Consider the following 13346-nt stretch of genomic DNA (forward strand, 5'->3'; position numbering starts at 1 on the left):
GCGAAGCACCACAAGGCCGCCCAGGAGGGCGGAATCGGCCATACCGCCCACGGGTCTGTCCATGGCCGGCCATGGGTGTCCGTGAAGGTTGCGTCGATTTCTCGCCGACGTAACGCGGCTTCGCGCCGATGTAACCCGGCTTCGCGCCGATGTCACCCGGTCGATCCGGATCCGGGGTCGTGCCGCGATGCGCCGTGTCGCGAAGGCACCCTCGCCGCTACCGTCGTGGGTGACGAAGGCCGCACAACGCCGTGCGTCCCTCTGCCGCGTACGTCCTCCGTGAAGGTGGAACTCGTGAAGGCGATCCGCAGATTCACCGTCCGACCCGTTCTCCCCGACGTCCTTCACCCGCTCAGTGACCTGGCACGCAACCTGCGCTGGTCCTGGCATGCCGAGACCCGCGACCTCTTCCAGTCCGTCGACCCGGAGCGCTGGGCCGCGTCCGGCGGCGACCCCGTACGCCTGCTCGGCAGCGTGTCGGCCGGACGGCTCACGGAGCTCACGCAGGACAGCCGGTTCCTGCGCCGTCTCGGCGAGGTCTCCGACGACCTGCGGGAGTACGTGACCGGTGACCGCTGGTACCAGACACAGACCTCCGACCTGCCCGCCGCCATCGCCTACTTCTCGCCCGAGTTCGGCATCACGGCCGCGCTGCCGCAGTACTCCGGTGGCCTCGGCATCCTCGCCGGTGACCATCTCAAGGCGGCCAGCGACCTCGGTGCCCCGCTGATCGGCGTGGGCCTGCTCTACCGGCACGGCTACTTCCGCCAGTCCCTGTCCCGCGACGGCTGGCAGCAGGAGCACTATCCGGTCCTCGACCCCAACGAACTGCCCGTGGTGCCCCTGCGCGACGACGACGGCACGCCCGCCCAGGTCTCCCTCGCCCTGCCCGGCGGCCGCGCGCTGCACGCCAGGGTCTGGCTGGCCCAGGTCGGCCGTGTCCCGCTGCTCATGCTCGACTCCGACGTCGAGGAGAACGACCTCGGCGAACGCGGAGTCACCGACCGGCTGTACGGCGGCGGCAGCGAGCACCGGCTGCTCCAGGAGATGCTGCTCGGTATAGGAGGGGTGCGCGCGGTCCGGACGTACTGCCGTCTGACCGGGCATCCCCAGCCCGAGGTGTTCCACACCAACGAGGGGCACGCGGGGTTCCTCGGCCTGGAGCGGATCGCCGAACTCGCCGACGAGGGGCTGGACTTCGCGTCCTCGCTGGAGGCGGTCAGGGCCGGCACGGTCTTCACCACCCACACCCCGGTACCCGCCGGCATCGACCGCTTCGACCGGGAGCTGGTCGCCCGCCACTTCGGCCCCGACGCCGAACTCCCGCGCATCGACGTGGGGCGCATCCTCGCCCTCGGCATGGAGACCTACGCCGGAGGCGAGCCGAACCTCTTCAACATGGCCGTGATGGGCCTGCGGCTCGGCCAGCGGGCGAACGGGGTCTCGCTGCTGCACGGCCAGGTCAGCCGGGAGATGTTCTCCGGGCTCTGGCCGGGCTTCGACCCCGAGGAGGTGCCGATCACCTCGGTCACCAACGGCGTCCACGCGCCGACCTGGGTGGCGCCCGAGGTCTTCCGCCTCGGCGCCCGGCAGATCGGCGCGCAGCGCACCGAGGACGCGCTGACCGTCGGCGGCTCGGACCGGTGGGACGCGGTGGCCGAGATCGCCGACGAGGAGATCTGGGACCTGCGACGGGTGCTGCGGGAACAACTGGTGCTGGAGGTGCGGGACCGGCTCCGGGCCTCCTGGCGCCAGCGGGGCGCCGGTACGGCCGAACTCGGCTGGATCGACGGAGTACTGGACCCCGACGTGCTCACCATCGGCTTCGCGCGCCGGGTCCCCTCGTACAAACGGCTGACCCTCATGCTGCGCGACCGCGACCGGCTCATGGACCTGCTGCTGCACGCCGAGCGGCCGGTCCAGATCGTGGTGGCGGGCAAGGCCCACCCAGCCGACGACGGCGGGAAGCGGCTGATCCAGGAACTGGTCAAATTCGCCGACGACCCCCGGGTGCGCCACCGGATCGTCTTCCTGCCCGACTACGGCATGGCAATGGCACAGAAGCTGTACCCGGGCTGCGACATCTGGCTCAACAACCCGCTGCGCCCGCTGGAGGCGTGCGGCACGAGCGGTATGAAGGCGGCGCTCAACGGCTGCCTCAACCTCTCCGTCCTGGACGGCTGGTGGGACGAGTGGTTCCAGCCCGACTTCGGCTGGGCGATCCCGACCGCGGACGGCACCGCGACCGACGACGACCGCCGTGACGAGCTGGAGGCCGGAGCCCTCTACGACCTCCTCGAACAGCGGGTGGCCCCCCGCTTCTACGACCGGGGTCAGCACGGTCTGCCCGACCGCTGGATCGAGATGGTCCGTCAGACGCTGACCCACCTCGGCCCGAAGGTCCTGGCCGGCCGGATGGTGCGCGAGTACGTGGAGCGCCTGTACGCCCCCGCCGCCCAGGCCCACCGGTCCCTCACCGCCGAGACGGCCCGCGAACTGGCCGCCTGGAAGTCACGGGTCCGCGCCGCCTGGCCGGATGTCACCGTCGACCATGTCGAGGCGTCCTCGGCCACCACGACCGCCGAACTCGGCACCACCCTGTCGCTGCGCGTGCGCGTCGGCCTCGGCGACCTCGCCCCCGACGACGTGGAGGTCCAGGCGGTCGCCGGCCGCGTCGACACCGACGACCGCATCGGCGACGCGGTCTGTGTCCCGCTGAAACCGGCCGGCGGCCCCGACCTCGAGGGCCGCTGGGTGTACGAGGGCCCGCTGTCCCTCGACCGCACCGGCCCCTTCGGCTACACGGTCCGCATCCTGCCGACCCACCGCCTTCTGGCCTCCAGCGCAGAACTCGGCCTGCTGGCGGTGCCTTCGGAGGAGATGGGGGAGGGAGCGGGTCTGCTGATGCGGTGACGGACGCCCCGCGACGGGATCTGTCGGCGCCGACCGCGCACACGGTCGGCGCCGACTTCTTCTTGCCGTTGACTTGTCGGAAACACGGCGGTCGGAGGGGCGATGTTCCGCACGTTCATCGAGACGGATTCTTTGGAGCGGGCGAGCTCCGGCGCGATCTGGGGGAATGTCTGGCACGAGATGGACGGCATGCATTTTCCGCACGGGGGATGGAACGACATGATCGTGCCGTACGTGACCGCCCTGGCGGAGGGGGTCTGCGAGGCCCTGTCCGGCGGGAAGGCCGAGGTGGACTTCTTCGACGGTCCGCTCGGGGTCGAGATGCTGCCCGTGGGGCCAAGGATCCGGATCGTGGCGATCGTGCCGGAAGGGTCTCCCGGCCTTGCTCCGTGCTGCACGGGACGCGCCGACTTGGCGGCCGACGTGCTGAAGCAGGGGGAACTGCTGCTCGACGCCTGTGAGCAGCGGGGCTGGAGCCTTGACAACGATGTTCGCCGACTGGGACTCGTTCTGGGGTGGCTGCGCGAAGACCTCCCGCCGGTATGAGCCGGGACAGCCCTCGGCTGCCGCCGCCAGGGGTACCGCGCCGGCCGGGCCGCGACGCCTACTCCTCCAGCCCCGCGCACAACCGCCGCAGCACCTTCCCGCACCGCTGGGCGTAGGCGTGCTGGAGGCCTCTCGTCGCGGCGCCGCCCGCGCGGGCGTACCACTTGACCGCGCGGCTGAAGGCCGTGATCGTCAGCCAGACGGTGCCGTCGCCGGTACGGGAGACGACGAAGGCTTCCTCGCCGCACTCGGGATGTCCGGACAGGGTTCCGTAGGCCCAGGCGGTGCGGCGGGGTTCCTCCGCCGTCCAGACCACGCGGCAGGGGGCCTTGATCGGGCCGAGGCCGACGGTGACGTCGACGCCCGGGGCCGCCTTGTCGGCGTCGGAGACCATGCCGATACCCATGGCCCGGTGCAGCTCCCAGGTCATCAGGGCGTCGGAGGCGCGCCGGAAGACGGCCTCGCCCTCGCCGATCCGGAAGCGGACATGCAGTCGGTGGAAGCCCGGCGGGCAGCGGTCCTCGCGGGTCGCGCCCACGTCCTCGTACGTGTAGGGCATGGGGGCAAGAGTAAGGCGGCACCCGGGTCTGTCCTTGCCCGGGTGCCGCCTCTGTTCGACTACGCGCCTGCTAGCTGACGTTGACCGCGGACCAGGCGGCGGCCACCGTCTTGTACTCCGTGCTCGTGGAGCCGTACAGGGCCGACGCCGCGGAGAGCGTGGCCGTGCGGGCGCCCGCGTACTTGGTCGTCGACGTCATGTAGGTCGTCAGCGCCTTGTACCAGATCTGCAGCGCCTTGGCCCGGCCGATGCCGGTGACCGTGGTGCCGTTGGACGTCGGGGAGTTGTAGCTGACCCCGTTGATCGTCTTCGAACCGCTGCCCTCCGAGAGGAGGTAGAAGAAGTGGTTCGCGACGCCGGACGAGTAGTGCACGTCCAGGCTGCCGACGCTGGAGGACCAGTAGTTGGCGGAGCCGCCGTCCTTGCTGGGCTGGTCCATGTAGCGCAGCGGGGTGCCGTCGCCGTTGATGTTGATCTTCTCGCCGATGAGGTAGTCACCCACGTCGGAGGAGTTCGCCGCGGCGAACTCGACGCCCGTGCCGAAGATGTCGGACGTCGCCTCGTTCAGACCGCCGGACTCGCCCGAGTAGTTCAGGCCCGCGGTGTTGGCGGTGACGCCGTGGCTCATCTCGTGGCCGGCCACGTCCAGCGAGGTCAGCGGGTGCGTGTTGCCCGAGCCGTCGCCGTACGTCATGCAGAAGCAGCTGTCGTCCCAGAACGCGTTGACGTACGCGTTGCCGTAGTGGACCCGGGAGTAGGCCGCGACGCCGTTGTTCTTGATGCCGCTGCGGCCGAAGGTGTTCTTGTAGAAGTCCCAGGTCGCCTGCGCGCCGTAGGCGGCGTCGACGGCCGCGGTCTGGTCGGTGGTCGAGCTGGAGGCCGCGCCGGTGCCCCAGACGTCGTCAGCGTCGGTGAACAGCGTGCCCGCGGAGGAGCTGGTGGTGTGCGACTTGTTGTACGTCTTGTGGCTGCCGCGGGTGCCGTCGGTCAGCTGGTACGTCGAGCCCGACAGGGTCGTGTTCAGGGTGACCGTGCCCGAGTAGAGGCTCTTGCCGGTGCCGGTCTCGATGCCCTGGTACTCGTAGAGCTTCTTGCCGGTGGCCGCGTCGGTGATGACGTGCAGCTCGTTGGGGGTGCCGTCGTCCTGGAGGCCGCCGACGACGGTCTCGTAGGCGAGGGTCGGCTTGCCGGTGGCGGCCCAGATCACCTTGCGGGGCGCCTTGTCGGCGGTGGTCTTCTCCGAGCCGGCGGTCTTGGCCGCGGTGAGGGCCTGCTTCTCGGCCTTCGCGGTCGTGACCAGCGGCTTGAGCGAGGCGACCTTGATGGCCGTCTTCGTCGCCTTCGTCACGCCCTCGGTCTTGCCGGCCTTGGTCTCGTGGACGACGAGGTCGCCGCCGAGGACCGGAAGTCCGTTGTAGGTGCGCTCGTAGCGGGTGTGGACGGTGCCGTCGGCGTCCTTGACGACGTCTCTGACGACCAGCTTCTCCTTGGCACCGAGGCCTATCTGCTGGGCCGTCTCCGCCGTGGCGGCGTCGGCCTTCTGGATGAGCGCGGTGCGCGCGGAGTTGGAGAGCAGGACGGGCGAACCGGCGAGGGGGGTGGTCTTGCCGGACGAGAGCGCCGCGGTCTGGGCGGCGGCACCGGTGGTCAGACCGGTGGTGAGCAGGGCTCCGGCCGCGACTGCGGTGGCGATGGCCAGAGTGGTGCGCTTGTGACGCGCGTAGAGGGGAGTCACGCAAGCTCCTTCTTGTGGGGGCGTCCGTACGGCGTGGGGTGGCCGGAGGGACGATGGTGAAGTTGCGGTGCGGGTGAGCCGTGCGGTGGAAGCGTGCCATCCCAGGCGCGTACATGTCAGGAGCCCATAAAGACCTTGGCCGAAAATCGTCGTTCAGGTGAACAGTCGGGTGACCGGGCGCCTCGTCGGCCGCCGTCAAGGGAGGGTCAAAGCAAACCTCCTTGAGGGCAAAAGAGGGCGCCGCCCCGGGGAGTCGAACCTCCGGGGCGGCGCCCTGGCGCACTGTCTTCCTGCGGACTTCCGCCGCGGTCTACGGGAAGGTCAGCTTCCAGCTGTTGATGTAGCCGGTGTCCTGGGCCGCCTGGTCCTGGACCTTCAGTTTCCAGGTCCCGTTGGCGACTTCGGAGGACGCGTTGACCGTGTAGGTCGCGTTCACGTTGTCCGCCGAGTCGGACCCGCTGAAGTTCTTCAGGCGGTACGTCGAGCCGTCGGGGGCCACCAGATCGATCACCAGGTCACCGCGCCAGGTGTGCACGATGTCCACGGAGACCGCGAGGTTCGACGGGGCGTTGCCGGTACGGCCGCTGACCGTGACCGACGAGGTGACCGCCGCGCCGTTGTCCGGAATCGATACGTCGGTCGTGTTCTCGAACGACGTACCGCCACCGCCGCCACCGCCCGGACGTGAACCGACGTTCACGGCCGCCCAGGCGTTCTGCACCGCCGTGTACTCGGCGCTCGTCGTGCCGTACAGCTCACCCGCCGCCGCGAGCGTGCCGGTGCGGGCCGCCGCGTAGTTGGTGGTCGAGACGAACTTGGTGGTGAGCGCGCGGTACCAGATCTGCAGCGCCTTGTCGCGGCCGATGCCGGTGACCGGAAGCCCGTCGGAGGTGGGCGAGTTGTAGCTGACGCCGTTGATGACCTTGGCGCCGCTGCCCTCGCTCAGCAGGTAGAAGAAGTGGTTCGCGACGCCGGACGAGTAGTGCACGTCGACGTTGCCGACACCGGAGTACCAGGAGTCCTTGGAGCCGCCGTCCTTGCTCGGCTTGTCCATGTAGCGCAGCGGGGTGCCGTCGCCGTTGATGTCGATCTTCTCGCCGATGAGGTAGTCGCCCACGTCGGAGGAGTTGTTGGCGTAGAACTCGACGCCGGTGCCGAAGATGTCGGAGGTCGCCTCGTTCAGACCGCCGGACTCACCGGAGTAGTTCAGGCCCGCGGTGTTGGAGGTGACGCCGTGGCTCATCTCGTGGCCGGCCACGTCCAGCGCCGTCAGCGGGTCGGCGTTCCCGGACCCGTCGCCGTACGTCATGCAGAAGCAGCCGTCGTCCCAGAACGCGTTGACGTACGAGTTGCCGTAGTGGACGCGCGAGTACGCTCCCACGCCGTTGTTCTTGATGCCGCTGCGGCCGAAGGTGTTCTTGTAGAAGTCCCAGGTCTCCGCGGCGCCGTAGTGCGCGTCGGCGCCGGCCGTCGCGGCGTTCGACGTGGTGCCGTTGCCCCAGGTGTCGCTCGTCTGCGAGAACAGGGTGCCGGTGCCCGAGGTCCCGTGGTTCAGGTTGTACGTCTTGTGGGCGCCGCGCGCACCGTCGTTCAGCGTGTAGGCGGAGCCCGACTGTGTGGTCGTCAGGGTCACCTGGCCGCTGTACTGGGTGTTGCCGATGCCGTTCTTGATGCCCTGCCACGAGTAGAGCTTCTTGCCGGTGACGGCGTCCGTGATGACGTGCAGCTCGTTGGGGGTGCCGTCGTCCTGGAGGCCGCCGACGACGGTCTCGTAGGCGAGGGCCGGCTTGCCGCTCGCCGCCCAGATCACCTTGCGGGGCGCGCGGTCGGCGGAGGTGCTCTTCGAACCGGCGGCCTTGGCGGCGGACAGGGCCTGCTTCTCCGCCGTGGCGGCGGCGACCGTCGGCTTCAGGCCGGCGACCTTGAGGGCGGCCTTGGTGGCCTTGTAGACGTGCCCGGTCTTCCCGGACTTGGCGGTGTCGACCACCAGGTCGCCGCCGAGGACCGGCAGTCCTTCGTACGTCCGCTCGTAGCGGGTGTGGACGGTGCCGTCGTGGTCCTTGATGACGTCACGGGCGACGAGGCTCTCGCCGGCGGCGAGGCCCAGGTCCTTGGCGGTGGCCGCCTTGGCCGAGTTGGCGTCGCGTATCAGCTCGGCGCGCTGCGAGGCGGTGAGCTTCATGGCGACGGCGCCCGGGTTGACCTTGCCCGACCGGGGGGCCTGTTCGGGGGCGGCGCTCGCGGCGCCCGACTGGACGGCCGCGGCCAGCAGGGCGGAGACGCCGACGAGGGCGACACCGGCGATGCGGCGCTTGGTGATGTGGGAGGTGCGTCTGTGGGGAGAACTGCTGCTCAACACTGACTCCTTCTGCATGGCCGCGGGTCGCGCGGCCAGGGGAGACCGGACGATGGGTGACCCGTCCGGGCAGAACTGGGCGTACGCGGAACCAGGTGCATGGGGTCGTTCGGCACGACACAGCGGACGTAGCTGTGAGGTTGCTGTGAAGTAGCCGAGGGAAGAGTGGCAGGGGATGACGCTTTCTGTCAGGACCGCGTCAGCACATTGGCCGGAAACGGTCCGTTGACCGGGGCGCCATGTTCGGTAAACGAACTGTCCTCCGGGCCGTGTGCCGATCTTCCGTCGGGTGTGAGGAGGAATTCGCTCCTCGGACACGCGCCGGGAACCGCGCCGCAACGGTCGGTCCCCTCGCGCAGGGCGTCCGCGAGGGGACCGGATCCCCGCCGACCTGCGGGGAGTCGAGGACCTGTGGCGCGCGTGCCGCGCCGGCCGTCCGGCCGGCGACAGGGCTCACACCGTGACGACGACCTTCGCCCGGGCGTGCTCCACTTCCAGGTAGCGGATCGCTTCCGGCACCTCGCCCAGGGACGCGTACGTCCGGTCGACGACCGGGGCGACCTTTCCGGATTCGACCAGTTCCCGCAGGGTTGCGAGGTTCTCCCCGGACCGCGTCGCCGAGAAGGTGAGGATCCGCCGGCCGACGAAGCGCGACAGCGCCGGGCCCCTCAGGATGAGCCCCATCGGCCCGAAGAGGCTGCCGCCCTCGGACACCCCGCCGCCGGACAGCACGAGCGTCCCCGTGGGCGCCAGCGCGCGCAGGAACGAGGTCAGGGAGCGGTTGCCCACCAGGTCGAACACGACGTCGTAGCGCCGCCCCTCACGGGTGAAGTCCACCGTGGCGTAGTCGATGACGCGGTCCGCGCCCAGCGACCGCACCAGGTCCGCGTTCCGCGCGCTGCACACGCCGGTCACCTCCGCGCCGTACGCCTTGGCGATCTGCACGGCGAAGGTGCCGACGCCGCCCGACGCGCCGTTGACGAGCACCCGCAGCCCGGGCCGCAGCGGAGCCACGTCGCGCAGCCCGATGAGGGCGGTGTTCCCCGCCAGCGGCAGCGCGGCCGCCTGCTCGAAGGTCAGACCCGCCGGCTTCGTCTCCACCACGTCCTCCGGCGCGCACACGTACTCGGCGAACGCCCCGTCGGCCTCGCCGAACACCTCGTCCCCGGGACGCAGCCGCTTCACGTCGGCGCCGACCGCCTCGACCCGCCCCGCGAAGTCCCGCCCCAGGATCTTCTGCCGGGGCCGGCGGACACCGAAGGCCAGCCGGGCCATGTACGGATCGCCACGCAGGTGATGCCAGTCGTACGCGTTGAGGGAGACCGCCTCCACCCGCACCAGCACCTGGTTCCCGGTCGGTACCGGCCTGTCGAACTCCCGCAGCTCCAACGCGTCGGAAGAGCCGTACCGGTCCTGGGCGATCGCTTTCATGGGAACTCCGTAAAGCACCTCTGAGGTGCGGAAGTTGATCGACTGGCCGGAGGAGCGCCACTGCTTGCGAGGCTAGCCGGGCACCCGGTTCACGGGAATCGGGGACAAGCCCTAGGGGACCCCGGCGAGGGGCGGAGTCCCCCGTTCAGCCGTCGGCGGGCCGGCGCTCCCCGTGCCACGACCGCCACAGCGCCGCGTAGGCGCCGTCGGCCGCCACCAGGTCCTCGTGCGTGCCCAGTTCGGTCAGACGGCCGCCCTCCATCACCGCCACCCGGTCGGCGTCGTGCGCCGTGTGCAGCCGGTGGGCGATGGCGATCACGGTGCGGCCTTCGAGGACGGCGGCCAGCGCGCGCTCCGTGTGCCGGGCGGTCGTCGGGTCGAGGAGCGCCGTGGCCTCGTCGAGGATCAGGGTGTGCGGGTCCGCCAGCACCACCCGGGCCAGCGCCAGTTGCTGGGCGCGTGAACCGTCGACACGGAGGGCCTCGGGACCCAGCTCGGTGTCCAGCCCGTCCGGGAGCTCCGCCGCCCAGTCGTCGGCGCCGACCGCTGCCAGCGCGGCCCACAACTCGGCGTCCCCGGCGGCGGGTTCGGCGATGAGCAGGTTGTCGCGGACCGTGCCGAGGAACACATGGTGCTCCTGGGTGACGAGGACGACCTGCCGGCGCAGCTGTTCGGGGTCGAGGTCGACGACCGGTACCCGCCCGACCGTCACCGTTCCGCTGCCCGGCGCGTCGACTCCCGCCAGCAGTCTGCTCAGGGTGGTCTTCCCGGCGCCGGATGGCCCCACGACGGCCAGTCGCTCCCCGGGTCGCACCGTCAGGTCGACCCCGCGCAGCACCTCGCCGCCGCGGTCGTACGCGTACCGCACGCCGGTGACGTCGATGCGGTCGTCCACCGGCGCGGGCGAACCGGCCGGGACGGCGCGCGGTGCGCGGGCCAGGCCCTCCACGCGGGCGAACGAGGCGCCGCTGCTCTGCAGTTGCTCGACCTGGTTCAGGATCTGGTCGAGCGGCTCGGCGAGCCGGTGCAGATAGAGCGTCGCGGCGACCACCGTGCCGAGGCTCAGGGTGCCCCGGGCGTGCAGCGCGCCGCCCACCAGGAGCACGGCGACCACCGGGACGACGTAGGAGATCTCCACGGCCGGGAAGAACACACTGCGCAGGAACAGGGTCCGCATCCGGCTGACCCGCGAGACCTCCAGCGCGTCCCGGCTCGCCCCGATCCGGCGCTCGCCCAGCCCGAACGCCTCCACCGTGCGGGCGCCGGACGCGGTGGCCGCCAGGATCTCGGCGACCTCGGACGTGGCGGCGCCCTCGGCGAGATAGGCGGTGCGCGCCCGGCGCAGATACCAGCGCAGCGCGAACCCGATACCGGCCAGGCCCAGCACCCCGCAGCAGCCGAGCAGCGGGTCGATGGCGAACACGGCGACGAGGACGAAAAGGGCCTGAGCGCCGGAGGTCATCAGCTGCGGGCCCGTGTCGCGGAGCGTGTTGCCCACCACCGTGACGTCCGCGGTGCCGCGCGCCGTCAGATCGCCGGTGCCCGCCCGCTCCACGATCGACGCGGGCAGCGTCAGCGTCCGCTCCACGAACTCCTCCCGCACCCGCGCGAGGGTCCGCTCCCCGAACCGGTGCCCCACGTAACGGGCCCAGCGTGCCAGCAGCAGCTGGGCCACCGCGGACACGAGGATGACGAGTGCGGGCCCGTCCACCGCCTCCACCCCGGCGCCGCTCCGTACGTCGTCGATCATCCGGCCGAGCAGCCAGGGGCCGACCAGGCCGGCCGCGGCGGCCAGCGCGTTGAGACCGAGCACGGCGGCGAACACCCGCCCGTCCGCCCGGATCAGCCGTCCCGCCGCCCGCCGCACATCGGCCCGTCCGGCGACCGGCAGACGGCCGCTCACGACATGACCTCCTCGTCCGCGTCGGCCGCCGGGTCCGCTTCCGTCGCCGGGGCCGCGTACGTCACCGGGTCTGCCTCGGCCCTCACTCCGGCGTCCGCCGCCGGGTGGGTGTCCGTGTCCATACCTGCCTGCGCCTCCATGCCTGCGTGCGTCTCCGGGCCCGGGTGCGTCTCCGGGCCCGCGTCGGTGTCCGGCTCCATGTCACGGGCCACCAGGTCCCGGTAGCCCGGTTCCGTTCTGAGGAGTTCGCGGTGGGTGCCCGTGGCCGCGGTCTTGCCGTCGACCAGGAAGCAGACGGTGTCCGCGCGGTCCAGCACGAGCGGCGACGTGCTGGTCACGACGGTCGTACGGCCCGAGCGGGCGGCGCGCAGCCGGGTCGCGACGGCCGCCTCGGTGTGGGCGTCGAGCGCGGAGGTCGGTTCGAGGGCGAGCAGCACCTCCGGGTCGGCGAGAAGCGCGCGCACGAGCCGCACCCGTTGCCGCTGCCCGCCGGACAGGCTGCGGCCCTGCGCGTCGACGGGGGAGTCGAGACCGCCCGGCAGGCCGAGGACGATGTCGTCGGCGGCGGCCGTGCGCACGGCCCGGGCGACGGTCCCCTCGTCGGGGTTCCGCCGTCCTCGGACCAGTTCGCGCAGGGTGCCCGCGAACAGGTCGGCCTCGTTGTCGGCGACCAGGATCCGCTCGCGCACCTGGGGCAGGGCGACCTCGTCCAGGCGTACGCCGCCCCAGGTCACGTCCGACGCGGCGTACCGGCCGAGCCGGTCGACCACGGCCTCCGACTCCGCGGGGCGGGCTCCGGCCAGCGCGGTCAGCTTCCCCGGGACCACCCGGACCCCGGACTCCGGATCGTGCAGCACGGCCGGGAACCCCGGGGCGTCCAGCGCGTCGGACGGACCGGCGAGGGGCTCCAGGGAAAGGAACCGTACGACGCGCCGGGCGGCGACCACGCCCCGGGAGAGTTCGTAGGCGCAGTCGATGAAGAAGTACACCGGCAGGACGAGGACCGCGACATACCCGTACACGGAGACCAACTCGCCGATGCTGATGGCTCCTTGAGCGGCCAGCCGGGCCGCGATCCAGGTCACCACGGCCAGGAAGAGGGTCGGCAGTCCCATGCCCAGTGCCTGGATCCAGCTGGTGACCGCGCCGACGCGGTACCCCTGTTCGCGCAGCTCCTGCGAGTCGCGGCGGAACGCGTCAGCGAACAGCCCTTTGCCGCCGAGCCCGTTCAGGACGCGCAGACCACCCGCGAGATCGCCGATCCGTGCCGTCAGCACGGCCTGCCGCTCGCGGTACCCCGTCTCGGTCCCCTGGAGCCGGCCCATCAGCGGCCCGACGAGAACGGCGATCAACGGCACCCCGAGCAGGATCACCACGGACAGCGTCACCGAGACCGGCAGCAGCAGGGCGGCGACCACGGCGTAGGTGACGACCGCGGCCAGACCGGGCCCGACGACGGTCAGCGACGTGCTGATCGTCTGCACGTCGCCGACGCCGACCGTGACGACCTCTCCGGCCCCGATCTGCCGCGAGAGCGCCGCGCCGAGCCGGGCCGCGTGCTCGACCACGACCTTGACCGTACGGAAGTTGGCGTCCATCCGGACCTTGGTCATCGTGCGGTGCCGTACGACGCCGAGCCAGGCGTTGAACACGCCCGCCCCCAGTACGGCGGCCGTCCAGCCGGCCAGCGCCGTCCCGTCGCTCGGCTCCAGACCGTCGTCGATCGCCCGGGACAGCAGATATGGAGTCAGCGCCATGAGCCCCATCCACACGGTGGCGACCACCGCGCCCGTCAGCGAGCGGCCCGCCTGCCGGGTGACCAGCCACCACAGATACCGCCAGCCGCCCCGGCGGTCCGGTGTTCCCGGATCCGCGTACGCGTCGATCATCCGTCCCCTTCGCC

General features: G+C 71.3%; 8 protein-coding genes. 2 read left to right on the forward strand and 6 right to left on the reverse strand.

The genetic code is table 11. The features are described from left to right. Positions 1 to 294: 294 nt before the first annotated feature. Together OG788_RS30805 and OG788_RS30810 are read left to right on the forward strand one after the other, a co-directional pair. Positions 295 to 2913 (forward strand): glycosyltransferase family 1 protein, encoded by a 2619-nt coding sequence (locus OG788_RS30805; RefSeq protein WP_351541818.1) that lies wholly within the window; start codon positions 295 to 297, stop codon positions 2911 to 2913. Between the two features lie 102 nt (positions 2914 to 3015). Continuing rightward, a complete protein-coding gene (locus tag OG788_RS30810; RefSeq protein ID WP_406374561.1) occupies positions 3016 to 3459 on the forward strand; it encodes a hypothetical protein in 444 nt (147 codons plus the stop codon). A 58-nt stretch (positions 3460 to 3517) separates the two neighbouring features. Here OG788_RS30810 and OG788_RS30815 read toward each other — a convergent pair whose 3' ends face one another. From OG788_RS30815 to OG788_RS30840, 6 genes are all read right to left on the reverse strand, one after another. Further along, entirely contained in the window at positions 3518 to 4018 is a 501-nt protein-coding gene (locus OG788_RS30815; protein ID WP_351541816.1) for a DUF1990 domain-containing protein, read from the reverse strand. Between the two features lie 70 nt (positions 4019 to 4088). Further along, entirely contained in the window at positions 4089 to 5753 is a 1665-nt protein-coding gene (locus OG788_RS30820) for a M4 family metallopeptidase (protein WP_406374562.1), read from the reverse strand. 310 nt (positions 5754 to 6063) lie between these two features. Next, positions 6064 to 8109 carry a M4 family metallopeptidase gene (locus OG788_RS30825; RefSeq protein ID WP_406374563.1) on the reverse strand — a complete coding sequence of 682 codons (2046 nt, stop codon included), beginning with the start codon at positions 8107 to 8109 and terminating at the stop codon, positions 6064 to 6066. 453 nt (positions 8110 to 8562) lie between these two features. Next, complete coding sequence (locus OG788_RS30830; protein WP_406374564.1) at positions 8563 to 9540, reverse strand: NAD(P)-dependent alcohol dehydrogenase; 978 nt, start codon at positions 9538 to 9540, stop codon at positions 8563 to 8565. A 145-nt stretch (positions 9541 to 9685) separates the two neighbouring features. Further along, on the reverse strand, positions 9686 to 11443 hold the full coding sequence (locus tag OG788_RS30835; RefSeq protein WP_406374565.1) for an ABC transporter ATP-binding protein: 1758 nt from the start codon (positions 11441 to 11443) through the stop codon (positions 9686 to 9688). Then, a complete protein-coding gene (locus OG788_RS30840) occupies positions 11440 to 13332 on the reverse strand; it encodes an ABC transporter transmembrane domain-containing protein (protein ID WP_406374566.1) in 1893 nt (630 codons plus the stop codon). The genes OG788_RS30835 and OG788_RS30840 overlap by 4 nt, the downstream gene beginning before the upstream one ends. Positions 13333 to 13346 lie beyond the last annotated feature (14 nt).

The organism is Streptomyces sp. NBC_00647, assembly GCF_045207245.1.
Lineage (GTDB): Bacteria > Actinomycetota > Actinomycetes > Streptomycetales > Streptomycetaceae > Streptomyces.